General features: G+C 62.0%; 19 protein-coding genes and 3 pseudogenes. 7 read left to right on the top strand and 15 right to left on the bottom strand.

What is annotated here, in order from left to right; genetic code table 11:
• Positions 1–133: 133 nt before the first annotated feature.
• From dxs to ACTAQJ_RS07345, 5 genes and pseudogenes are all read left to right on the top strand, one after another.
• The gene (gene dxs / locus ACTAQJ_RS07365) at positions 134–2,107 is read left to right on the top strand and encodes a 1-deoxy-D-xylulose-5-phosphate synthase (protein WP_498701571.1); all 1,974 of its coding nucleotides are present in this window, start codon (positions 134–136) and stop codon (positions 2,105–2,107) included.
• Entirely contained in the window at positions 2,104–2,673 is a 570-nt protein-coding gene (locus ACTAQJ_RS07360; protein ID WP_224089625.1) for a DUF402 domain-containing protein, read from the top strand. Before dxs ends, ACTAQJ_RS07360 begins: the two co-directional genes overlap by 4 nt.
• Positions 2,670–3,231: pseudogene (locus tag ACTAQJ_RS07355) on the top strand (hypothetical protein). Before ACTAQJ_RS07360 ends, ACTAQJ_RS07355 begins: the two are co-directional and overlap by 4 nt.
• A gap of 25 nt (positions 3,232–3,256) precedes the next feature.
• Positions 3,257–3,481, top strand: coding sequence for a helix-hairpin-helix domain-containing protein (locus ACTAQJ_RS07350; protein WP_498701570.1), 225 nt, complete (start codon positions 3,257–3,259; stop codon positions 3,479–3,481).
• A gap of 42 nt (positions 3,482–3,523) precedes the next feature.
• Positions 3,524–4,501: an aldo/keto reductase gene (locus ACTAQJ_RS07345; RefSeq protein ID WP_498701569.1), complete on the top strand. Its 978-nt coding sequence runs from the start codon at positions 3,524–3,526 to the stop codon at positions 4,499–4,501.
• 75 nt (positions 4,502–4,576) lie between these two features.
• On the opposite strand, the pseudogene ACTAQJ_RS07340 reads toward ACTAQJ_RS07345, so the two are convergent.
• The 9 genes and pseudogenes from ACTAQJ_RS07340 to ACTAQJ_RS07300 all read right to left on the bottom strand — a co-directional run bounded on the left by ACTAQJ_RS07340 (position 4,577) and on the right by ACTAQJ_RS07300 (position 14,723).
• Positions 4,577–6,722, bottom strand: a pseudogene (locus tag ACTAQJ_RS07340) (3-hydroxyacyl-CoA dehydrogenase NAD-binding domain-containing protein).
• Positions 6,719–7,987: a thiolase family protein gene (locus ACTAQJ_RS07335; protein ID WP_498701568.1), complete on the bottom strand. Its 1,269-nt coding sequence runs from the start codon at positions 7,985–7,987 to the stop codon at positions 6,719–6,721. The pseudogene ACTAQJ_RS07340 and the gene ACTAQJ_RS07335 overlap by 4 nt, the downstream one beginning before the upstream one ends.
• A gap of 188 nt (positions 7,988–8,175) precedes the next feature.
• A complete protein-coding gene (locus ACTAQJ_RS07330) occupies positions 8,176–9,519 on the bottom strand; it encodes an HRDC domain-containing protein (protein WP_498701567.1) in 1,344 nt (447 codons plus the stop codon).
• A 59-nt stretch (positions 9,520–9,578) separates the two neighbouring features.
• Positions 9,579–10,238 carry a DUF3000 domain-containing protein gene (locus ACTAQJ_RS07325; RefSeq protein ID WP_498701566.1) on the bottom strand — a complete coding sequence of 220 codons (660 nt, stop codon included), beginning with the start codon at positions 10,236–10,238 and terminating at the stop codon, positions 9,579–9,581.
• 69 nt (positions 10,239–10,307) lie between these two features.
• Positions 10,308–11,419 (bottom strand): annotated as a pseudogene (locus ACTAQJ_RS07320) (threonine aldolase family protein).
• Positions 11,420–11,441: 22 nt separating this feature from the next.
• Positions 11,442–12,170, bottom strand: coding sequence for an SDR family NAD(P)-dependent oxidoreductase (locus ACTAQJ_RS07315; RefSeq protein ID WP_498701565.1), 729 nt, complete (start codon positions 12,168–12,170; stop codon positions 11,442–11,444).
• Complete coding sequence (locus ACTAQJ_RS07310; RefSeq protein ID WP_498701564.1) at positions 12,170–13,537, bottom strand: DUF6421 family protein; 1,368 nt, start codon at positions 13,535–13,537, stop codon at positions 12,170–12,172. Before ACTAQJ_RS07310 ends, ACTAQJ_RS07315 begins: the two co-directional genes overlap by 1 nt.
• Before the next feature lie 185 nt (positions 13,538–13,722).
• Entirely contained in the window at positions 13,723–14,217 is a 495-nt protein-coding gene (msrB, locus tag ACTAQJ_RS07305) for a peptide-methionine (R)-S-oxide reductase MsrB (protein ID WP_477516263.1), read from the bottom strand.
• A 14-nt stretch (positions 14,218–14,231) separates the two neighbouring features.
• The gene (locus tag ACTAQJ_RS07300; protein WP_477516264.1) at positions 14,232–14,723 is read right to left on the bottom strand and encodes a hypothetical protein; all 492 of its coding nucleotides are present in this window, start codon (positions 14,721–14,723) and stop codon (positions 14,232–14,234) included.
• Between the two features lie 138 nt (positions 14,724–14,861).
• Between ACTAQJ_RS07300 and ACTAQJ_RS07295 the strand changes: the two genes are divergently transcribed.
• The gene (locus tag ACTAQJ_RS07295; RefSeq protein ID WP_498701563.1) at positions 14,862–16,166 is read left to right on the top strand and encodes an alpha/beta hydrolase family protein; all 1,305 of its coding nucleotides are present in this window, start codon (positions 14,862–14,864) and stop codon (positions 16,164–16,166) included.
• 19 nt (positions 16,167–16,185) lie between these two features.
• Here the strand turns inward: ACTAQJ_RS07295 and ybaK are convergent, their stop codons facing one another.
• Genes ybaK through ACTAQJ_RS07280 form a run of 3 tightly spaced genes read right to left on the bottom strand, consistent with a single transcriptional unit; the run spans position 16,186 to position 18,188 of the window.
• Positions 16,186–16,680, bottom strand: a complete 495-nt coding sequence (ybaK, locus tag ACTAQJ_RS07290; RefSeq protein ID WP_498701562.1) for a Cys-tRNA(Pro) deacylase — start codon at positions 16,678–16,680, stop codon at positions 16,186–16,188.
• A 59-nt stretch (positions 16,681–16,739) separates the two neighbouring features.
• Positions 16,740–17,207: a SufE family protein gene (locus ACTAQJ_RS07285; RefSeq protein WP_498701561.1), complete on the bottom strand. Its 468-nt coding sequence runs from the start codon at positions 17,205–17,207 to the stop codon at positions 16,740–16,742.
• 54 nt (positions 17,208–17,261) lie between these two features.
• The gene (locus ACTAQJ_RS07280; RefSeq protein WP_477516268.1) at positions 17,262–18,188 is read right to left on the bottom strand and encodes a sulfurtransferase; all 927 of its coding nucleotides are present in this window, start codon (positions 18,186–18,188) and stop codon (positions 17,262–17,264) included.
• 211 nt (positions 18,189–18,399) lie between these two features.
• Between ACTAQJ_RS07280 and zapE the strand changes: the two genes are divergently transcribed.
• Positions 18,400–19,440: a cell division protein ZapE gene (zapE, locus tag ACTAQJ_RS07275; RefSeq protein WP_431119793.1), complete on the top strand. Its 1,041-nt coding sequence runs from the start codon at positions 18,400–18,402 to the stop codon at positions 19,438–19,440.
• A 13-nt stretch (positions 19,441–19,453) separates the two neighbouring features.
• On the opposite strand, the gene ACTAQJ_RS07270 is transcribed toward zapE, so the two are convergent.
• The 3 genes from ACTAQJ_RS07270 to ACTAQJ_RS07260 all read right to left on the bottom strand — a co-directional run bounded on the left by ACTAQJ_RS07270 (position 19,454) and on the right by ACTAQJ_RS07260 (position 22,562).
• Positions 19,454–20,674 carry a benzoate/H(+) symporter BenE family transporter gene (locus ACTAQJ_RS07270; RefSeq protein ID WP_498701560.1) on the bottom strand — a complete coding sequence of 407 codons (1,221 nt, stop codon included), beginning with the start codon at positions 20,672–20,674 and terminating at the stop codon, positions 19,454–19,456.
• Positions 20,675–20,790: 116 nt separating this feature from the next.
• A complete protein-coding gene (locus ACTAQJ_RS07265; RefSeq protein WP_223936935.1) occupies positions 20,791–21,024 on the bottom strand; it encodes an antitoxin in 234 nt (77 codons plus the stop codon).
• 83 nt (positions 21,025–21,107) lie between these two features.
• Positions 21,108–22,562: an amino acid permease gene (locus ACTAQJ_RS07260; RefSeq protein ID WP_431119798.1), complete on the bottom strand. Its 1,455-nt coding sequence runs from the start codon at positions 22,560–22,562 to the stop codon at positions 21,108–21,110.
• Positions 22,563–22,714 lie beyond the last annotated feature (152 nt).

Below are 22,714 nucleotides of genomic sequence, written 5' to 3'. Positions count from 1 at the left end.
TCATCTGGTCGCCCGACCAGCCGGGGCTGTTGCGTTCCCGGGGCGCGTATTCATTACTCACGCGGGCGCGAAAACGCTGGCCCCGGGCACGCGCTAGAGTTAACAAGCACGTCATTCACCCTAAGGAGGGCCGTTGGGACTCTTGGAAACCATCAAGGATCCACAGGACCTGGCCAAACTGTCCGGCCAAGAGCTGGAACAGCTGGCCGGCGAGATCAGGAACTTCCTGATCACCAACGTAGCCGCTACGGGTGGACACCTGGGTCCCAACCTCGGCGTCGTGGAGCTCACGCTTGCTGTGCATCGCATCTTCGAGTCGCCCCGGGACAGCATTGTCTTTGATACCGGGCACCAGTCCTATGTCCACAAGCTCCTCACGGGCAGGCAGGACTTCAGTACGCTGCGGCAACAGGGTGGCCTCTCCGGTTACCCCGACCGCGCTGAATCCGAACATGACATCGTCGAAAGCTCCCACGCTTCCTCGTCGTTGTCCTGGGCGGACGGCATCTCCCGCGCCCGGCAGCTGACCGGCGAAGGCGACCGGTTCGTCGTCGCGGTTGTGGGTGACGGTGCACTCACTGGTGGCATGACCTGGGAAGCCATCAATAATATTGCCGCTGATAAGCGGCGCCGCGTGGTGATTGTGGTCAACGACAACGGCCGCTCCTATGCACCGACCGTGGGCGGTTTTGCCGACTACCTGGCATCGCTTCGCCCCACCATCGACACTTTGCGGACGACGCCGGCCTATGAGCGGATGCTTGACTGGTGGAAGAAGAAGCTCCAGAACGGCGGTCCCGTAGGTCAGTTCACCTACAAGAGCCTGCACGCCATGAAGAAGGGCATCAAGGACTGGTGGGCGCCCCAGGGCATGTTTGAAGACCTGGGCATGAAGTACATCGGGCCGGTGGACGGACACAACCTCCAGGCCATGGAGCACGCCCTCACTACGGCCAAAGCCTACGGCGGCCCGGTGATCGTGCATGCGATGACCGAAAAGGGCCACGGATATGCTCCCGCCCTTGCCAACGAGGCCGATCAGTTCCACGCTGTGGGAATCATTGATCCAGAGACAGGTGAGCCGACCGAAAGGCCCGGCGCCAGATCCTGGACGTCGGTTTTCGCCGAGGAAATCGCCGACATCGCTGATGAGCGTCCTGACATTGTCGGTATCACCGGGGCAATGCTGATACCCGTCGGTCTGCACAAGTTCGCGGAGCGCCATCCTGAACGCGTTATCGACGTCGGTATCGCCGAACAGCATGCACTCACGTCTGCTGCGGGGATGGCCTACGGTGGCCTGCACCCAGTGGTGGCGGTTTATGCAACGTTCCTGAACCGTGCCTTCGATCAGCTACTGATGGATGTCGCACTCCACAAGGCAGGGGTCACCATTGTCCTGGACCGTGCAGGCGTTACAGGGCCTGACGGTCCCAGCCATCACGGCATGTGGGACATGGCGATGGTCCAGATTGTCCCGGGACTCCATTTAGCCGCCCCGCGCGACGCCACCCGGCTCCGGGAAGAACTGCGTGAGGCGGTCGCCATCAATGACGCCCCCACCGTGGTGCGGTTCTCCAAGGGCAGCGTTGGCTCTGAAGTGGAGGCCATTGAGCGGCTCCACGACGGCGTGGATATCCTGGCTCGCCGTCCCGAGGGTTCCACCGAAAACGACGTCCTCATCGTCAGCGTTGGCGCGATGTCCGAGCTCGCCCTTGATGTCGCCGGCCGTCTTGGTGCCCAGGGAATCAGCTCAACGGTGGTTGATCCCCGTTGGCTCCTGCCCGTCCGCAGGTCAATCATCGCCCTTGCCGCCCGGCACCGCCTGGTCATCTGTATCGAAGACGGCGTCCGCGCCGGCGGCGTGGGTTCACGCATCCGCCAGGAAATGCGCGCAGCCGGCGTTGATACGGCTTTGAACGAGGTGGGCTTGCCTGTTGAGTTCCTGGTGCACGGATCCAGGAGCCAGGTCCTGGAGCGCGTCGGGCTTACGGCCCAGAAAATAGCCCACGACGTCGTAGCCCAAGTCCTGGGGACAAAGGTCCCCTTTGCACGGCCCCTGCCAGGTCAGGAACACCCCACCACCGGCAGTCTGCCCAAGCTGTGAGTCCCGATCGCGAGCCGGGCTCCCTGCAGCCCGGTGACCTCGTGGTGGCGAGAAACAGGAAATGGAACGGCAAGGCGCACTGGGTTGTGCCCGGCCGCTACCTGGGTGAGGACATCCACGGGTGGTGGATTTTCCAGGGCGCGGGGGAGTTCTGTTCGCGTCCCGGTGCTGCCTTCTACACAGCCTCGGATGCCGTCCTGCTGGTACCGCGGACGGGCGAATTCGTAGCCACTTTCTATGACGACACGTACCCGGGTGACTTCCGGATCTACGTAGACCTCGCAACCGGTCATGGATGGAACACCATCAGGCCAGGCGTTACCGAGTTCCACATGATCGATATGGACCTGGACGTCATCCGCTCCACCCTTCACGGTGTGTTTGTCGATGACGAAGACGAGTTTGAGGACCACAGGGCAGGCATGGGATATCCCGCAGAAACCGTGGAAACCATGCGTGCGGAGTGCGCAGCCCTTCGTGAAGCAGTGGACGCCATGAAGGCTCCATTCGACGTCGAGGGCACCAGCAACACCAGTGCAGAGTGGTTCAGGAAAGGACGAACATGAGCGGCATTATCCGCGCATACAAACGCGACGATGAGGGAGTACTTCACTTCCGTGAAGCCTGGTACGACGACGACGACCACCAGTTCGTGATCAATCACGGCGTGGTGGGCCACCAAAGCAAGACGGATGAAACAGACGTCGACGACGATTCTTCCGTAGATGGTTTGATGGCGGCTTTCGCTGCCCAGTGTGAAGAGGACGGATTCGCCGAGATCCCCGAGTCCGAGCAGTTTTGGGTGGTGGCACAGTTCGCTCTGAAGACCAAGGACGGCACCGAACGTGACCGTCATTTTGAGCGCAAGGCAAAGGCCGCGCTCACGGGTGAACTGGCTTGGCGAGGACTGGGAATCGTGGATCGCACGGAGATCGGAAACTCGCGCCTGAACGTCTTTTGCCTTTGCCCGGACGTCAACAAGGCTGTCAATGCCATCAAGATCTGCGTTCGCAATCGAGGACCTTGATTTCACCAAACTCTCCATCGCGGCGGCTCCACACAGCGACCCCACCGCATTCCGCCTGAAGCACTCGCCCAAGCAAGGTGTGGGCTTTACCCTCTAAGTAGGACCTAACGCACTCAGGAGGGATGTTCCATGTCGTCCAAGAGCAATTGGCCCGGACATACGCCGCTACCCAAGGGCCTTGCGGCGCCGGCAAACGCGCCCTGGCCCACGAAGGCATCGAAACTTCGGAACAGCTGGCCGAGTTTGGCGAACAGAAGGCCTCCAAGCTCCACGGCATGGGGCCGGTAGCCATTGCCCAGCTCGAGGAAGCAATGGAGGAATCCGGCATCACTTTCGGCTCGCGCTAACGTCGGCCTTAGTCCCCGGAAGAGCGTTATAGGCTGGGATCCATGACTGAATATCGACGCCTTGGCCACTCCGGACTGACCGTCTCAGCTGTAGGGCTGGGTTGTAACAACCTGGGGCGCGCCAACACTCCCACGGAGTCGCAGGAAGGCACGGATGCCGTTGTTCACGCCGCGATCGATGCCGGGGTGACGTTCTTCGACGTCGCAGATGTGTACGGCCGGGAGCCTGGCCTCAGCGAGACCATGCTGGGCAAAGCGCTGAAGGGGCACCGCGACGACGTCGTTATCGGTACCAAGTTTGGTATGGATATGCACGGAGCCAATGGCAACGACTTTGGCGCGCGCGGGTCCCGGCGCTACATTCTCAAGGCGGTGGAAGCCTCACTGCGCAGGCTGGGCACGGAGTGGATCGACCTCTACCAGTTCCACACCCCGGACCCACAGACGCCCATCGAGGAAACCCTTGCAGCGTTGGATGTCCTGGTCACCAGCGGCAAGGTCCGCTACATCGGACACTCGAACTTCGCAGGGTGGCAGATCGCCGAAGCCGAGTACGTTGGGCGGCAGTCTGGCGGGGCTCGCTTCATTTCGACCCAGAACCACTACAACCTGCTGGACCGCCGCGCCGAGCTCGAGGTACTTCCGGCTGCAGGCGCCTTCTCGCTTGGCGTGCTTCCTTACTTCCCCCTGGCCAACGGCCTGCTCACCGGCAAGTACTCCGCAGGTCATGCCCCCGAGGGCTCCCGCCTGAGCCACACACGGACCAATCTGGTGCATGATGCCGACTGGCAGCAGCTGGGCCGCTTTGGCCAGTTCGCCAAGGAGCGGGGCATCACCGAACTCCAGCTGGCATTCTCGTGGTTGGCAGCCCAACCCGGCGTCGGCAGTGTCATCGCTGGCGCGACGCGTCCGGAGCAGGTTCGTGAGAACGCGGAAGCAGTGTGCTGGGTCCCGAGCCAGGAGGAGCGCGAGGAACTGGACGAGATCTTCCCGCGTGCTCCCAAGGTGGCACTCTTCTAGACCGCAAAGCCTCATTAATGGGGAAGGGCAGTGGCGCGGACTTTCGCTCCGGCCACTGCCCTTCTTTCTTGCCGCTTAGGCTGGGGCGGAGGCGACGCCCGGTGCCAGGAAACGCTTGCCATTGACGCGTTCAGAGGAGCCAACACGGTCCAGGTATGGAGTGATGCCGCCCAGGAACATGGGCCAACCCGCTCCCAAGATGACGCAGAGGTCGATGTCCTCAGGCCCGGCAACCACACCTTCTTCAAGCATCAATCCGATTTCTTCGGCCAGTGCATCCTGGGTTCGGCGCAGCACTTCCTCGCGTGTGGAGGGAGTGTTACCGAAGGACATGATGGCCAGGGTCTCAGCCGGGATGAGTGGCTTTCCATCCGGACCGGGGACCCAGAGGGACTTCACGCCGTTGTCGATGAGCTTCTGCAGGTTCTGTGAAACGGGGAAACGGGGTCCAAAGGCATTATGGAGGGACTCCTGCACATGCTGTGCCACCGGCAGCCCCACCATGGCGCTCAAGGTGAAGGGAGTCATCGGCAGCCCCATGGGCCGCAAAGCGGTGTCTGCAACCTCGGCGGGGGTGCCTTCGTCGAAGGCGGCGATAACTTCGCCCATGAGGCGGAGCAGGATGCGGTTCACGACGAACGCCGGCGCGTCCTTAACCAGGACGGCGGTCTTCTTCAGGCCCTTGGCGAGTTCAAAAGCCGTAGCAAGTACGGCGTCGTCAGTCTTTGGCGCCCTGACGATCTCCAGGAGAGGCATGACGGCAACAGGGTTAGAAGAAATGGAAGCCCACCAGCCGCTCCGGGTGCCGGAGGTCCTCGGCCATGGCCGTAACAGACAGCGAGGACGTATTGGTGGCGAGGATGCACTCGGGGGAGACGATCGCTTCCACTTCCGCGAAGACCTGCTTCTTGGTGTGCAGTTCTTCAAACACGGCCTCGATGACGAAGTCGGCATCAGCGAAGACTTCCTTGGATACCGAACCGGTGACGAGCGCCTTGGTTCGGTTGGCGGCGTCGGCCTTGATGCGCTTCTTTGCCAGCAATTTGTCGACTTCTGCGTGGACGTAGGCAACGCCCTTGTCCACCCTGGCCTGATCGATGTCTGTCATCACGACAGGTACCTTGAGTTGGCGGGCGAAAAGTAGCGCCAACTGGCTTGCCATGAGCCCCGCACCTACCACGCCCACCTTGGTGACCGGGCGGGCCAGCTTGCGGTCCGGTGCGCCTGCAGGCCGCTTGGAGCGCTTCTGGACGAGGTCCAGGAAGGCGTACACGGTGGAGCGGAACTCATCCGTCTGCATCAGGCTGGCAAGGGTTTCACATTCCAGTTCAGCCGATTCGCCCTGGCTCATGGTGCGGTTTGCTTCCATGATGTCCAGCACCTTGGCAGGCGCGGGAGAGGCATTGGAGGTCTTCGCCTCCACAAACGCGCGGCCCGCGGCGACCGCTGCAGCCCAGCGGCGGGCGACGCCCTCGTCCGAGGGGTCGACGGCGTTCTTCCGCGCTGGTGTTTCTTCGGCGGCAATGACACGGGCAGCCCATGCCAGGGACTGCTCCACGAAATCGGCAGGCTCGAAGATGGCATCGGCAATACCGAGCTCAAACGCCTCCGGGCCGGTGAGTGTGCGGTTGTTGCTGAGCGGGTTCTCGATCATTACCTTGACGGCGTTTTCGGGTCCGATCAAGCGGGGGACAATGTACACGCCGCCCCAGCCCGGAACAAGGCCAATAAACGCCTCAGGCAGTGCGAGGGCACCTGCGCCGGTGGAGACGGTCCGGTAGGTGGATTGCAGGGCGATCTCCAGTCCGCCGCCAAGCGCCAATCCATTGATGAAGGCGAAGCTGGGCACCCCGAGGTTGGCCAGGGTGGAGTACACCGCGTGTCCAAGCTGGGCCATCCACAACCCATGCTCGCGTTCCTTGAGGGTCTTCACGGCGGACAAGTCTGCGCCAGCAACCAGGAAGTATGGTTTGCCGGTGACGCCGACCCCGACGATTTCGCCCTTGGCGGCGCGCTCCTTGAGCCCTTCGAGGACTTCGCCCAATTCCACCAGGGTGTTTGGACCCAGGGTGGTGGGTTTGGAGTGGTCCAGTCCGTTGTCCAGGGTGATCAAGGCAAAGGTGCCTGCACCGCCTGGAAGCTGGATGTCCTGGACGTAGGAATGCGTCACGATCTCGTCGGGGAAGAGGGAGGCGAGCTTCTGGAATTCTGTGGCGCTCATGCGGCGGCTCCTTCTGTGGTGGTCTGGCCTGAAGTCTGGACGGAGGATTCGAAGTCAGCGTGGTTCGGGTTTTCCCAGATCACTGTGGCACCCATGCCCAGGCCGATGCACATGGTGGTGATGCCATAACGGACCGTCGGGTCTTCCTGGAACTGACGGGCCAGTTGGTTCATCAGCCGAACTCCCGAGGAAGCGAGCGGATGTCCGACGGCGATCGCCCCGCCGTAGCGGTTGACCCGGGGGTCGTCATCAGCGATGCCGAAGTGGTCAAGGAAGCTCAGGACCTGCACGGCGAAGGCTTCGTTGATCTCGAACAATCCGATGTCTTCGATGGCGAGGCCCGCGTTCTTGAGGGCCTTTTCCGTGGCTGGCACGGGACCGATTCCCATGACTTCAGGTTCCACTCCCGCGAAGGCATAGGAAACCAAGCGCATCTTCACTGGCAGGCCCAACTCTGCCGCGGCTTCTGCCGAAGCGAGTACCGCAGCTGTGGCGCCGTCGTTCAAGCCTGCTGCGTTGCCCGCCGTAACCCGCCCATGGGCCCGGAACGGGGTGCGCAGTTCGGCAAGATCCTGCACCGTGGTTCCTGGGCGGGGCGGCTCATCTGTGGTATGCAGTGCCCAACCCTGCCCTGGCTTCATGGTGGCCACCGGGACGAGGTCCTCCTGGATCTGCTGGCGGGAATAGGCTTCGGCCAGTTTCGCTTGCGACGCGGCCGCATAGGCGTCCGTTCGGTCCTTGGTGATGGCCGGGAAGCGGTCGTGCAAATTCTCGGCCGTGTTGCCCATATTCAGCGCTGCTGGATCCACGAGCCGCTCGGACATGAACCGCGGATTGGGATCAGCGCCTGAGCCCATGGGGTGGTTGCCCATGTGCTCCACGCCGCCGGCAATGACGACGTCGTACGCGCCGAAGCCGATGCCGCTCGCCGTCGTCGTTACTGCTGTCATTGCCCCGGCGCACATGCGGTCGATTGCGAAGCCGGGCACCGTGCGGGGAAGGCCTGCCAGGAGGGCAGCCGTCCTGCCAATGGTGAGACCTTGATCGCCTGTCTGGGTTGTCGCGGCGATGGCTACCTCGTCAATGCGGTCAGCGGGCAACGACGGATTGCGGCGCATCAGTTCCCGGATGCATTTCACGACGAGGTCATCAGCCCGCGTACCCGCATAGATGCCTTTCTCGCCGGCTTTACCGAAGGGTGTCCGTACACCATCCACAAACACGACGTCGCGGACGCTCCTCTGAGCACTGCGTGATGGACTCATGTGTTAACTCCTCGTTGAGACATGGTGCGGATTCCGTAGGGAGGATCTCCGTTGGCATTGGATGCAATGTTACTCATGAGTAACTTAGGGTGCAAGGTGTTGTGGTCGTCAAGCGTGTTCCTGGGACGCAAAAGGCCCGCTACCTCGAACTGAAGTTCGGGTAACGGGCCTAGAGGCGGGGCAGTGATTCAGTCGGAGTCCTTGGATTGCTGTGTTTCCCTCGACTTGGAATCCTTGCCGGGGAGTGGCTTCGGGTTCAGGCATGCCTCGGTCAAGATGGGTGCGGCGAAGGATACTTGCCATTCCCGCGCACCCAGCGTGCGTAGCTCATCGGCTATCGATTCCAGCGAAACGTCCGACGGCGGCCGCCACGCAACGCGCCGGAGGTAGTCCGGGGTGAGCAGGTTCTCGATAGGAAGCTTGAGCTCGTCAGCCTTTTCCTGGAGCGCGGGGCGGGCTGTGGCAAGACGTGCCGCAGCTGCCGGATCCCTGTCCACCCATACGCGCGGCGGGGGCGGGGCGTTGGTGACCAGGTGCAGGGGAGGCAAGTCTGTGAGCGTGCGGGCTATCGTTATGCAGCGCAGCCATCTCGGAGCTTCGCGCTGGGCTGACCTGCCGTGGAAGCCCTTGGTGGCCAGAAGCTGGGGAACGGTGGTGGGAAGCGCCTTGGCTGCAGCGACAAGAGCGGAATCCGGGATGAGCCGCCCGGGAGCGACATCACGCTTGCGGGCAAGCTGATCACGCTCCTGCCACAGTTCCCGAACGGCGGCCAGCTGGCGGCGGTCACGGATCTGGTGCAGCCCTGATGTCTTCCGCCATGGATCTACCCGGGGCGGTGCAACACCCGCAGCAAGGATCCCCGCGAATTCCTGCTCGGCGAATCCGAGCTTGCCGTCGGCCTCCAGAAGTTCGATGAGCTCCTCGCGCAGTTCAGCCAGGACTTCGACGTCGAGTGCTGCGTAGCGCAGCCAAGGTTCCGGTAACGGCCGGGTGGACCAGTCTGCGGCGGAATGTTCTTTGGCGAGACCGAACCCCAGGAGCTGTTCGATGACGGCAGCGAGCCCCACACGAGGGAGTCCGGCGAGACGGGCCGCGAGTTCGGTATCAAAGAGTTTGTCCGGCCACATGCCCAGCTCCGAAAGGCATGGAAGGTCCTGGGTGGCAGCGTGCAGGATCCATTCGACACCCCGCAGAGCGTCATTGACGATGTCCAGGTTGTCAAAAGGTTCGGGGTCGATCAACCAGGTGCCGGCTCCTTCGCGCCGGATTTGTACCAGGAAGGCGCGCTGGCCGTAGCGGAATCCGGAAGCGCGTTCGGCATCGACGCCGGCGGGACCGGTTCCGGCCGCAATGGCCGCGGCACATCGCTCCAGGCCTGCCAGGGTATCGATGACCAGGGGCACACCTTCGCGCGGGGTATCGAGATCGATGACTTCAGGGACGTGGCTGTCGAAGCCTTCAACTTTGATGTGGGTCGTGGGATCAGCAACCGGATCGCCGGCTGTGGTTTTATCCAGGTTTTCAGGGGTCATGGTGGCTTAAGCTTACCGATTCCTGCTGCTGCAGGCCCTTGCGAACGAATTCAGGGCAATCAATTGAGCCTCCTGTTGGGTAGTCCAGTCACGCCTGGCGGAAGGGGCGGCAGTCCGGCGAACGTACAAACCATGTCAGACCAGGCCTCCAGGTGCGCTTGCACATTGGCCGTGGCAGGTGTCCAGGACGCGCGCAATTCGATATCTATCGTGTCGGGGCGATCGGACAGGGTGCCGAAGCTCTCCGAGAGAATCCTCGTTGCAGTCCCTCCGGCAGCGCGGTACTGGGCAGCATGGTTTTCAAGGGCTTCCACCAGCCAGGTCCAGGCGACGGAACCCAGCATGGTGTCGTTTCCCATTTCGGCATCCATCTGGGCACGGATGTAGGTGACAATCCTGAATTCGCCTTCCCACACGGCTGATCCATCGGGATCGTACAGCAGGATGAAACGGCCCGTGGCCAGCTCCTCGTCTTCTTCATCCGGAGGGCCGGCTTTCTGCTTTTGGGCGAAGGCTTTGGCTGCAGGGCCATGGACCGGTACTTGCCGGGTAGCTGCCGTGGGGCTGAAGACTTCCGCTCCAAGGGCCACAGCATATGGTGCCAGACGGGCGGGCGCGGGGATTTCGTCCAACCGCAATTCGCTGCGGCATTGTGCTTTTCGTAGCGTTCCCAAGGCGAAAAGAAATTCCGAGGGAACCTGGGCGAGGGCGTTCACCATCGCAGATTATGCGTCCGGGGCGGCGAATCCCTGTAGGCTCGCCGCCCCGGACAATTCCTTGTTCACTTGTTAGCTGGCCGCCAAATCGGTGGCCAGCTCTCGCTTAATGGCGGCGACAAAGGCGTCGATATCTTCCTCCGTGGTATCGAAGGAACACATCCACCTGACTTCACCGCGGGCAGCGTCCCAATCATAAAAGGCGAAGGATGAGCGCAGGCGGTCGGCGACTCCGGCGGGCAGAATCGCGAATACGCCGTTCGACTGTGTGGCCTGGGTGGGCTCCACGCCGTCGATACCCTCGATGGCCGAGCGCAGGCGTGCTGCCATCGCGTTGGCGTGGGCAGCTGACCGCAGCCACAGGCCGTCCTCCAGCAAGGCGATGAACTGCGCCGAGATGAAGCGCATCTTCGAAGCCAGCTGCATGTTCATTTTGCGAAGGAATTTCAGGCCGTCGGCGGCTTCAGGGTTGAGGGCAACCACGACTTCACCAAAAAGCAGTCCATTCTTGGTTCCGCCGAACGACAGGATGTCCACACCGGCGTCGCGCGTGAACGTACGCAGGGGGACGCCAAGGTGTGCTGCAGCGTTTGCCAGCCGCGCTCCGTCCATGTGCAACTTCATGCCCTTGGCATGGGCGTGGTCGGCGATGGCGCGCACTTCTTCAGGCGTGTAGCACGTGCCCAACTCCGTGGTCTGGGTGATGGAGACAACCAGGGGCTGAGCGCGGTGCTCATCCCCCAGCCCCAGGCTTCACGGTCGATCAGCGCAGGCGTGAGCTTTCCGTCTTCCGTGGGTACCTGCAGGAGCTTGATTCCGCCAACCCGCTCGGGCGCACCATTCTCGTCCATGTTGATGTGTGCTGTGGAAGCACAAATAACGGCACCCCAGCGGGGGAGGAGCGATTGCAGGGACAGGACGTTGGCGCCTGTGCCATTGAAGACCGGGAAGGTTTCGATGCCGCTGCCGAACTGCTGTTCCAGGACCTCCTGGAGCCGGGCGGTGTAAACGTCCTCACCGTAGGAGACCTGGTGGCCTCCGTTGGCGGTAGCCAGAGCAGCGAGGACCTCAGGGTGGACTCCGGAATAATTGTCCGACGCAAAGCCTCGAACCGAGGGGTCGTGGAGTTGGCCGTGGCCGGTTGTGGCGGGGGCGCTATGGAGCGCCTCTGTTGTGCTCGTCACTTGTTCATTCACGCTTTCAAGTCTATTTGGCCAGCAGGATGCGCTGGCCGTTGAGGGTGTCCGCCGGTTCGCTAAAGAGTTCGACGACGGCAGCAGCCAGTTCTTCGACGTCCGTGTAGCCGGGGAAGCGCCGCTCCGGGTGCTCGCGCCGCATGGCGGCATCGACGAGGGATTTGACCACGAAAATCACAGCGGCACTGTGCTGAGGTGCGGGGGCTTGCTTGTTTCCTGACTGGTCTTGCCGGAAACCGTCGGCTACCGCAAGGGTCCAGGCTTCCGCCGCGGCCTTGGCAGCTGCGTAGCTGGCTGTCGCGGCGGTCGGCGCAGACGCGGTAGTGGATGAGACCATGGCAAAGCGGCCATGGGGTGACTCTTCCAACTGGCGATAGAAGACGCGCGAGACGTTGCGCAGGGTGGTAATCGCGCCCTCTTCAAGGGAAGCCCAGTCGTCGTCGGACTGGTCCTCGATGCCGGCCGCGCTGCGCCAGCCGCCCACAAGATGGACGACGCCGTCTACCCGCTCGCTGCCGAGCTGACGAATCGTCTCTGCAAGTTCGTGGACGGCTTCAAGGCTTGCGAGATCGCAAACCAGCGGAGTCACGCCATCTCCGGCCTCCAAGGCTGCGGTCTTGATGCGGACATCGTCTGAACCGATGGTGAAAACCCTGTGACCGGCGGCCGCCAAAGCGCGCGCTGCGGCGACGCCGGACGCGCTGCTGCCGCCGGTCACGAGGACTGTCAGTGGGCTCATCAGGCCGCCGTCGCGCCAGTGATGCCGGTGGTGGATTCGATAACAGGGCGCATTTTCTTCTCCAATGCTTCGTAGAACATGGACAACGGGAACTCATCGTCCAGGACTTGATCGGTAAGGCCGCGGGGGGCACCGTTCAAAGGCAGGGCTTCAGGGCCCTTGGCCCAGATCGACGCCGGGTGTGGAGTTACTGTACCGGAAATGAGTTCATAGGCAGCAAGCCAGTGGGCGGCCTTCGGGCGGTCAATGGAACGCCAGTACAGCTCTTCGATCCTGGCACCGAGCTCCACAACTACGTCGGCTGCTTCATCCCAGTCGATGCTGAGCTTGCTGTCCGTCCAGTGCAGCACGTGGTGTTGGTGCATCCACGCGAACAGGAGCTGACCACCAAGGCCGTCGTAATTGCGGACGCGGCTACCGGTGATGGCGAAGCGGAAGATCCGGTCAAAAATCACGGCGTACTGCACGAGCTTGGCGTGCTTGCGGGCATCAGGATCGGCGTTCTCGTCCTTTTCGATGCGTACAGAATCGCGGAAGGCAGTCAGGTCGCATCGCAGCTCTTCCAGGGAGTAGAGGAAGAACGGCATGCGCTGCTTGATCATGAACGGATCAAAGGGAAGGTCGCCACGCATGTGTGTGCGGTCGTGGATCAAATCCCACATGACGAAGGTGCGCTGGGTGAGTTCCTGGTCTTCAAGGAGCTCCGCGGCGTCCGCAGGGAGCTCAAGCGACGTGGTGGCAGCCGCAGCTTTGAGTACGCGGCGGAAGCGGGCAGCTTCGCGGTCTGCAAAGATGGCGCCCCACGTGAACGTCGGCGTCTGGCGGACAGCCACTGTCTCCGGGAAGAGGACTGCCGAGTTGGTGTCGTAGCCCGGTGTGAAATCAACAAAACGGATCGGAACAAACAGCTTGTTGGAGTACTCGCCGGCCTCCAGTCCGCCAATGAACTCCGGCCAAATGACCTCGATCAAGACAGCTTCGACCAGCCGGTTGGTGCTGCCGTTCTGGGTGTACATCGGGAAGACCACCAGATGCTGGAGTCCATCAACCCGCTGTTCCTGCGGCTGGAAGGCCTGGAGGGAGTCCAGGAAATCCGGAACTCCAAAGCCGCCCTGGACCCAGCGGCTGAAGTCTTCCACCAAGAGTTCAAGGTATCGGGCGTCATGCGGGAAGTGGGGGGCCAGCGTGTTGATGGCGTCCGAAATCGTTGCTACCAGTTGGGCGGCTTCATCGTGGGCGGCCGGATCCGTAATGGAACCGTCCTGCTCCTGGTATGCCTGGAGTGCGGTGGCAGCGGCCTTGAGCGCAGTCCACTCCGGGTTGTCGGCAGTGACACGCGGGAGGGCGGCGGTGGCGGTGATGGTCATTGATGCTCGTCCTTTCAGAAGTCGTTCATGCTTCTGATGTGAGCGTAGCAACCGAAAAGTTTAGCTAATCCAAAAAAGGGTTGAGCATAAGAAACTCTGGTGCAAAGGGTTGTTTCGAAGTGTCCGAGATGCAGCAGCTGCCTTTCCGGGACGGGCACCGCATGCGCGCCCGCCCCGGAAAGGGCCTACTTCCTCTCGGATTCAGCGGGCTCCTGGAACTCGGCTGGTTCCTTGGACCCAACTGGCTCCTTCGATTCCACAAGCCGCAGCGAGATCGAGTTAATGCAGAACCGCTGGTCCGTGGGAGTGCCGTAGCCCTCGCCTTCAAACACGTGACCCAAATGCGAGTCGCAGTTCGCACACCGGACTTCCACCCGGTCCATCCCCATCGTGCGGTCATGGAGATAACGCACAGTGCCCTCAGCCAACGGAGCCCAGAAGGACGGCCAACCGCAATGGGAATCAAACTTTTCGTGGCTGGTGAACAACTGGCTGCCACAAGCGCGGCACTGATAAACGCCTTCCGTATGAGTGTCCCAGTACTCGCCGGTGTAAGGCCGCTCAGTACCGGCCTGGCGCAGCACGCGGTACTCATCCGGAGTCAACTCTTCACGCCACTGGGCATCGGACTTCTCCATGGGCACGCCCGTGGTCTTGCTGATGTTCTCAGGAGTGTTCATGTCTTATGCAACGCTCACGAGTCGCCGATAAATCCCGAACCCGCATACAAGTGAAGAACGGGAAGCCCCAACTGGTCCTGCGCCTTATTGGCCCAATCCGTGTGGAAAGTATCCGCGATTGCGTGCGGACGCGTTACCACCACAGCTTGCGCGGCATCCAAGGCCCGGACCTTCGCTACCAAGCCGGCCACGGCACCGCCGTCGACGATCTCGCCTGTGACACCGCCGCCCAAACCTTCCAGCGCTGCCAACGAAGTGGCCAGGGTTTCCGACGCCTCCGCCCTCTCAACATCCGGGTTGGGGGACTGACCACCAAGTTCCCGGAACGCTTTGGCAATATCGAGCATGGAAAGGTTCTCCAGGAAATCAACCAGGAGATGTCGCTCGGTATTGGCCGGGACCAGGACAACCAAGGGTGCGTCGCCGCCGTCGACCAATTTGGCGATGTTGACGCGGTCGTCGGGACCAAGGGGCTCTTCTGTCAGGATGACGATGGGATCGCTCATGGCTACAGCGTAGTCCCGCCGAACAAGACGACGCAGATTTTCGGCAGTCAATTCCTGCCAGGGCTCTTCCCGGCAACCAATCCGCCGCGCGGCCTCCACGTGCATGGACCACGGCCACTGAACGGCGACAATGGAGCCATGGCATTGAATACCCGGTCAGCGAGCGACGCTGCAGAGAAGAAAATGTCCCTGCGCACAAAATGGGCCATCGCCGGAATCCTCACCGGAGGGACACTCGCAGGACTCGTCGGTGCCGGATCTTCCGCGCTCGCAGTGTATTTTGCCCGCCGCGTCATTACACCCGCGGCCCGTCATGAGGACCAGGAGGTCCTCGCCGTCATCCGCAGCGACAAGGGACTGCAGGTCATCCTTGCGGCAACCCCTGACACCACCATCGACGGCGTGTTCAGCCTCTTCTTCGAGGGCGGTAAAGGCCATGCCAGGATTGGCAGGATCGTGTCCTACTCACCAGCTGAACAAACGGTGCTGCGCGAGGTCGAAGAGGTTTACAGCGGCAACCTGGCTGAAGCCCGCCGGGGATGGTGGAGCGGCGCAACGTACCCGGATCCCGCGGCCATCGGGCTAGCCGCCGAGGATGTAGAGATTGACCTCGACGTCGGAAAGGCTCCAGCATGGCTGGTCCGGGCGGATCCAGCTATCCACGCACCCATCTGGGCGATCATGGTGCACGGACGCGGTGCCACCAGGCTTGAAGGCCTCAGGGCTGTTCGGACCGCGCGGGAGCTGGGACTGGACAGCCTGCTGATTTCGTACCGCAATGACGGGCTTGCGCCCTCGGCACTTGATGGGCGGTACGGCCTGGGCTCCACGGAGTGGCGGGACGTGGAAGCCGCGATCGAATACGCGACGGCACATGGTGCCCGGGAAGTGGTCCTGTTCGGCTGGTCCATGGGCGGCGCGATCAGCCTTCAAACAGCAGATCTGTCCAAGCACAGGCACCTGATCCGTGCTTTGGTGCTGGACGCGCCAGTGATCAATTGGGTCAACGTGATGGCCCACCATGCAGAGATGAACAGGATCCCCTACAACGTAGGCCGATACGGACAGTTGATGCTCGGACATCCACTGGGCCGCAGGCTCACAGGACTTTCCGCTCCCGTGGATTTCAAAGCGATGGACTGGGAAGCACGAGCCGTTGAGTTACGAACCCCAACCCTGCTGATCCACAGCGTCGACGACGACTACGTCCCCTTTGAGCCTTCTGCGAGCCTTGCCGAGAAGAACCCGGACATGGTGACGTTCGAACCGTTCCACGGTGCGCGGCACACGAAGGAGTGGAACGTTGACCCGGAGAAATGGGAACGGCTGGTTCGCTCATGGCTGCAGCGTCAGTTGGCTCCCCGGAACAATCCCGGACAATCAGAGGGTGCTGGACAATCAGAGGGTGCTGGGCAATCAGAGGGTAACGCGCAGGCTGGGTGACGCTAGCCTTTGGGTGACGTTAGCCCTTGGCGCCGATTGGCGCCGTCACGGCCTTGGTCAGCCGGACCAGGTCCCGTGGGGCAAGCTCGATGTCGAGCCCGCGGCGCCCGCCGGACACCAGTATGGTGTCAAAGGACAAAGCCGACTCGTCCAGGACGGTGGGGGAGGGTTGGCGCTGGCCCAAGGGGGAGATCCCGCCCAAGACATAGCCGGTCCGGCGCTCGGCCGCCTTGGGGTCGGCCATGGCTGCCTTCTTCGAACCCAGGGCTGCCGCCACGGACTTGAGGTCCAGGTTTCCTGAAACGGGGACGATGCCCACGGCGAGTTTGCCTTCGACTTCCACCATTAATGTCTTGAAAACCCGCTGCGGATCGACGCCCAGGACTTCGGCAGCTTCCAACCCATAACTTGCGGCCGAGGGATCATGGGAATACGGGTGCAGCACGAAGGGAACGCCGGCCGCAGCGAGTGCTGCAGTGGCCGGCGTTCCCTGTGATGCCATCTTCTTGGCCATGTGCCGGGACGCCTCTCAGCTTTGCCGTACAGAAAGTGGCTTTTCCTTGCAGAAACGGCTTAGTGTTCCAAGCGGTTTGCGGCCGCCACTTTCCGCTTGATACGGCCCAGCATGGCGGTCATGCCGCGCATGCGCAGGGGAGTGATGGCCCTGGTCAATCCCAGTAACTCCGGCATGTCATCCGGAACGTCCAGAATTTCCTGGGCCGTCAATCCATCGAGTCCTTCGTGCAGTACCCCGGCGAATCCACGCGTGGTGGGGGCCTCCGGAGGAGCTTTGAAGAACAACCGGTAGGCGCGGGGGCCCTCGGCGTCGTCCTTGTTTTTCTCCGATTCGATGGTGAGGAACAAAGGCGACTGGCACTCCACAACCTGCTCCAGCAACTCCGGGTGGTCCTTGAGGCGCTCCGGAAGTTCCGGTAGCCCCCGGGAGAACTCGAGCAGCAGTTGCAGGCGGTCAGGCTCCGTCAGTGCCTGGAAGTCATCGACGATCTCCGCCAGTGCGGCGGGCAAAGTGTTGGTACTCATCACTTCCAGCTTACGCACAACGGCCCTGATTGCATTGCTAGTTACGTTGTATCGCTAGTTACGGACCAAGGCTGCCGGCACGGAACCGCGCTCGGCGCCCTTGACGATGGGTACGCGGACCGCGTTGCCCCATTCGGTCCAGGAACCGTCGTAATTGCGGACGGTCTCAAAGCCCAGCAGGTACTTCAGCGCGAACCACGTGTGGCTGGATCGCTCGCCAATGCGGCAGTAGGCCACGACGTCGTCGCCCGCCGTCAGGCCGGCTTCGCCCAGGTAGAGGGCTTCCAGTTCCTCACGGGAACGGTAGGTGCCATCCTCAGCAGCAGCGCGGGCCCACGGAATCGAAGCGGCCGTGGGGATGTGACCGCCACGCAGTGCGCCTTCTTCCGGGTAGGCGGGCATGTGGGTGCGCTGGCCCGTGTACTCCTCGGGGGAGCGGACATCGATCAGGGGGTTGCCCAGGTGAGCAAGGACGTCCTCCTTGAAGGCCCGGATGGGGGCGTCGTTGCGCTCTACTTCGGGGTAGGTGCCCGGGGCCGGCGTCGGTACGTCGGTGGTCAATTCGCGGCCTTCAGCGATCCACTTGTCGCGGCCACCGTCCAGCAGGCGGACATCCTCGTGTCCGAACAGGGTGAACACCCAGAGGGCGTAGGCAGCCCACCAGTTGGACTTGTCGCCGTAGATCACGACGGTGGTGTCGCGGGAGATACCCTTGGACGCTGCAAGGGCGGCGAATGCGGCGCCGTCCACGTAGTCGCGGGTCACTTCATCGTTCAGGTCCGTGTGCCAGTCGATCTTTACGGCACCCGGAATGTGGCCGGTTTCGTACAGGAGGACGTCCTCATCGGACTCCACAACCACCAGCTTGCCGTCGGCGATAGCGCCTTCGGCAAGTGCTGCGGCAAGCCACTGCGTGGATACGAGTCGTTCAGGGTTCGCGTAGGACGCGAACTTTTCGTTTTGTTCAACGGGGTAGGACATGATGATGGCCTTTCACTGACAACGGGCGGAGCCAGGCCCTGGAAGCTGCATCAGTTGCCGGCCCGGCGTGCTCCAACACTAACCACGGGCCGCGAGGAATGCTTCCCCGCTGGTCATATGGTGAAACATGGCCTTGGTCACGTCGCCGTTTTCGGGACGCCGGATGCCGGTATTCTTGCTGGGGACCCAAATACTCTAAGAACGGACCACCGTGGTACAGATCGAACAACTGGCTGCCCGCACACCGGCAGTCTCCGTAGAGGAACTCCTCAAGGGTTTCTACCCGTCTCCGCGATTCGGAGAGGTATCGTTCGATAGCTACCGCCCGGACCCTGCCCAGCCCAGCCAGGCCAATGCGGTCAAGCTGCTGTCGGCTTTCGCTGACGGTGTTGGAGCCGATGACGGCGGTGGCCTGTTCAAGAAGTTGTTCGCCAAGAAGGCTCCCGCCACCCGGGCCGGCATTTACCTTGACGGTGGCTTCGGCGTCGGAAAGACCCACCTTCTGGCCTCCCTTTGGCACCGGTCTCCGGGTCCCAAGGCCTTTGGTACGTTCGTTGAATACACCAACCTCGTAGGCGCGCTCTCGTTCCGCAAAACCGTGGAAGCCCTCAGCAACTACAAGCTTGTCTGCATTGACGAATTCGAACTCGACGATCCCGGCGATACCGTGTTGATGTCCCGCCTGATGCGTGAACTGGCCGACGCCGGCGTAAAGCTGGCCGCAACTTCGAACACCCTGCCGGGTTCCTTGGGCGAAGGACGCTTCGCAGCCGTGGACTTCCAACGGGAAATCCAGGTCCTTGCCGACCAGTTTGATGTGGTCAGGATTGACGGCGAAGACTTCCGCCACCGTGGCCTGCCCGCAGCTCCGTCACCGTTGAAGACTGAAGATCTCAAGCACCGCATGCACGCCGAGTTCGACGGTCAAACAGTTGCCGTGGATGACTTCGGCACTCTCGTGCACCACCTCGCCGGCGTTCACCCCAGCCGCTACCGCCAGCTGATCTCAGGCATCGAAGCCGTGGTGTGGCGCGACGTCGAGACGATTACCGAGCAGGCAGTAGCGCTGCGCTTCGTGGTCCTCGCCGACCGGCTCTACGACAAAGATGTGCCGATTCTTGCCAGCGGCGTCCCGTTCGACAAACTCTTCACTGAAGAGATGATGACGGGCGGGTACATGAAGAAGTACTTCCGGGCCGTGTCCAGGCTTACGGCTCTTGCCCGTGAGGGACAGAACCACGAACCTGCCTGAATCGGTTCCGGCGCTACTTGTGTGAAGGCGTCAGCGGTTCCCGGTCTTTAAGCAACCAGCGGACCAGGATGCCTCCCGCCAAAGCCCAGAAGGCGGCACCCACTCCTGCGAAGCTGATCCCTGAGGCGGCAAGCAGGAAAGTGATGCACGCCGGTACGCGCTCTTCGGCGACTGCCAGTGCGGAGGAGATGGCTGAGGCCAAGGTGCCCAGCAAGGCCAGACCTGCCACCGCTTCAAGCAAACCCGCCGGTGCTGCAGCAACGACCGTGACAAGGGCCGCGGAGAACGCTGCCAGTATCAGGTAGGCCAAGCCAGCCACGAATGCCGCGATCCAGCGCCTGCCGTGGTCTTTCCCGGCTTCCTCGCCCGCGGCCAACGCCGCACTCAAAGCAGCAAGGTTGATGGCGTGGCCTCCGAACGGAGCGCCCGCGATGGTTCCGGCCCCCGTGACCACCATCGATGCCCGCCAGGGCGTTGTGTAGCCAAAGGATTTGAGCACGGCGACGCCGGGAATGTTCTGCGATGCCATCGTGACAATGAACAGGGGCAGAGCAAGCCCCACCGCTGCCTCCACAGTAAATGTTGGAGTAGTCCATTCGAGCCGCGGCAACAGGTCGTCTCCGGGAATCTGAACGCCGTTCGCCACGATATGGATGCCGATGACGGCGAGGGCGACCACGAGTGACGCCGGGACCGCCCAGCGGGCCGCGAACTTCATCATCACCAACCAGCAAAGGGCCACCGGGCCAACCAGTAAGGGCACTTCTCCCAGGGATTGGAAAGGTGCGAGGCACAGGGGGAGCAGCACGCCCGCCAGCATTGCCTGCGCAAGCGCTGTGGGTATCTTCGCCATGAGCCTGCCAAGGCTGGGCAGTAACCCCGTCAGGACGATCAGCACCCCGACGACGACGAACGCACCCACCGCTGCCGGCCAGCCGCCGTCGACCATTCCTGCCGAGGCGAGGAGCGCCGCACCCGGGGTGGACCAGGCCAAGGTGACTGGCATTTTCGACCTCCACGCCAGCCATAAGATGCCCAGTCCGAACGTCAGCGTGAGGGCCAGGAGGCCGCTGGAGGCTTGCGCCTGGTTGGCTCCCACAGCCCGGAGTCCGGCAAGGACCACAGCGAAGGAGGACGTGAAACCGACGAGGGCGGTGACGATGCCAGCCGTAATAGGTGGCCCCAACGTGTCCTGGCGGGAGGGGCGCTGGACTGCGTAAGAGGCTGATGGCATAAGGACCAAAATACCGGACGGGAAGCCGGTTGCCGGTTAAACGCCAAGGGCACCGGTGGCGCCTCTCGGCGGGACCGGTGCCCCCTTGACGTATCTGGTACGGCGGGCTCAGGCAGCTACAGCTGCTTAGGCTCATCCGCGACGGGAGCCTGTGCGGCGTCCCCGTCTGTTGTAGCCACGAAGTCGGAAGCGGCATTCTGAACCGCGTCAACCTGACCTGCGAACTTGCCGCCTGTCTTCTGGTCGACGAAGTCTCCGGCCTTTTCGATGCCATTCTGAATGGCTTCTTCGTTGCCCTGAATGAGACCCTGAGCCTTACCCTTCAGGTCGTCAATTAAACCCACGGGCACCTCCCTTCCTTCGCGGAGCCAGTTCGCTCCTCCGCGTCCGACCCTAACACCAGATTCAGGGTGTGCCAAGGATTCCAGATGCGCTACGCCAAGGGCTTACTGAGCTCAAGGTGACGTGGGCTGTCCGGATTCATGAGCGAGTGCTTACGGCCGTAGGAGAAGTAGATGATCAAGCCAACAATGAGCCAGACCACAAATCGTAGCCAGGTTTCCCAATGCAGCTGGGACATCAGGAATCCGGAAGCCAGTACGCCGAAGGCGGGAACTACGGGCATCCATGGCAAACGGAAGGTACGGGGAGCCTCAGGCCTCTTGTAGCGGAAGACGATGACGGAAATGCAGACCACAACGAACGCTGCCAGGATGCCGATGTTGGTGAGGTCGGCCACTTCCTTGATCGGGAAAACGCCGGCCAGGAACGCTGAGGCGATGCCCGCGATCCACGTCACCCGCTGCGGTGTGCCGTGACGGTCGGTACGGGCGAACCAGCCCGGCAGCAGGCCGTCGCGGCTCATGGAGAACCACACGCGGGTAACGCCCAGAAGGAACGTGAGCATAACCGTCAGGATGGACAGGACAGCGAAAACCGAAATGATGGTGGCGATGACAGGCAAGCCCACCCCGGTGAACGCGGATGCGAAGCCAGCCTTGGGATCGATGTCCTTGTAGTTCTGCATGCCGGTCAGGACGAGCGTAGCTGCCACGTACAGCAGCATGGCAATAATCAGGGACAGGACGATCGCCTTGGGCATGTGCTTCTTGCCGTCCTTGGCTTCTTCCGCGGCTGTACTCATGGCGTCGTAACCAAAGACAGCGAAGAACACCGTGGCTGCACCGGCGAAGACCGGGCCGAAGCCGCTGGGCATGAACGGATTGAAGTTCTCGGTGTTGACGTAGAAAATGCCCAACCCGATGATGAACAGGATCAGCACCACCTTGATGGCGACAGCCACCAACTCGAAGCGGCCGAAAGCCTTGGTTCCCCTGCTCAGGATCCAGGTCACCAAGAGGCACACCAGGATCGCCGGGAGGTTGATGATGCCGCCCTTTCCTTCATCCGCTGTGGACGTCATCCAGGTGGGCATGTGGATTCCGATGCCGGACAAGAAAGCATCGAAGTAGCCGGAGATGCCGATTGCCACAACGGCAACAATGGCGATGTATTCAAGCAGGAGATCCCAGCCGATAAACCAGCCGATGATCTCGCCCAAGGCCACATAGCCATAGGTGTAGGCGGAGCCGGCCCTGGGGATCATGCCGGCAAATTCGGCATAGGACAGAGCGGCTGCGCCGGAAGCAAGTCCGGCAATAAGGAACGAGACGAGCACTGCCGGGCCTACGCCCGGATTGTTTGCGTCGCCGTGGGCTACGAGGCCGGCCAGCGAGAAAATGCCGACGCCGATAATGCCGCCGACGCCGATGGCCGTCAGTTGCCAGAGGCCAAGACTCTTGAAGAGTCCACTGTGCTTGCTTTCTTCCTCGATGTCGTCGATGGGCTTGCGCCTCATGACGGATTGGGAAGCCGTCTGTTGATTCATGGGGGTACTCCTGCCAGTTGGCGTGGAACGGTGATGAGCTCGCATTACATTCTGCGAGACGAATCACATTAGATAAAGCGACTTTTTCTTAGGTGTATCAGTTACTTCAAATAATGAATGGCATTTGGCTCCGCGTGTGGGCATAAAAAAAG

The sequence above is a fragment of the Arthrobacter sp. alpha11c genome (assembly GCF_054149985.1).
This window is presented reverse-complemented; position numbering and strand designations above follow the sequence as displayed.

Coding starts and splice junctions, on each gene's coding strand:
- ACTAQJ_RS07285 (WP_498701561.1), bottom strand. CDS start 17,207: ATGAGTACCAACACTTTGCCCGCCGCACTGGCGGAGATCGTCGATGAC.
- msrB (WP_477516263.1), bottom strand. CDS start 14,217: ATGAACACTCCTGAGAACATCAGCAAGACCACGGGCGTGCCCATGGAG.
- ACTAQJ_RS07330 (WP_498701567.1), bottom strand. CDS start 9,519: ATGACCCCTGAAAACCTGGATAAAACCACAGCCGGCGATCCGGTTGCT.
- ACTAQJ_RS07315 (WP_498701565.1), bottom strand. CDS start 12,170: ATGAGCCCACTGACAGTCCTCGTGACCGGCGGCAGCAGCGCGTCCGGC.
- ACTAQJ_RS07345 (WP_498701569.1), top strand. CDS start 3,524: ATGACTGAATATCGACGCCTTGGCCACTCCGGACTGACCGTCTCAGCT.
- ACTAQJ_RS07335 (WP_498701568.1), bottom strand. CDS start 7,987: ATGAGTCCATCACGCAGTGCTCAGAGGAGCGTCCGCGACGTCGTGTTT.
- ACTAQJ_RS07325 (WP_498701566.1), bottom strand. CDS start 10,238: ATGGTGAACGCCCTCGCCCAGGTTCCCTCGGAATTTCTTTTCGCCTTG.
- ACTAQJ_RS07350 (WP_498701570.1), top strand. CDS start 3,257: ATGTTCCATGTCGTCCAAGAGCAATTGGCCCGGACATACGCCGCTACC.
- ACTAQJ_RS07280 (WP_477516268.1), bottom strand. CDS start 18,188: ATGTCCTACCCCGTTGAACAAAACGAAAAGTTCGCGTCCTACGCGAAC.
- ACTAQJ_RS07300 (WP_477516264.1), bottom strand. CDS start 14,723: ATGAGCGATCCCATCGTCATCCTGACAGAAGAGCCCCTTGGTCCCGAC.
- ACTAQJ_RS07260 (WP_431119798.1), bottom strand. CDS start 22,562: ATGAATCAACAGACGGCTTCCCAATCCGTCATGAGGCGCAAGCCCATC.
- ybaK (WP_498701562.1), bottom strand. CDS start 16,680: ATGGCCAAGAAGATGGCATCACAGGGAACGCCGGCCACTGCAGCACTC.
- ACTAQJ_RS07270 (WP_498701560.1), bottom strand. CDS start 20,674: ATGCCATCAGCCTCTTACGCAGTCCAGCGCCCCTCCCGCCAGGACACG.
- ACTAQJ_RS07310 (WP_498701564.1), bottom strand. CDS start 13,537: ATGACCATCACCGCCACCGCCGCCCTCCCGCGTGTCACTGCCGACAAC.
- ACTAQJ_RS07295 (WP_498701563.1), top strand. CDS start 14,862: ATGGCATTGAATACCCGGTCAGCGAGCGACGCTGCAGAGAAGAAAATG.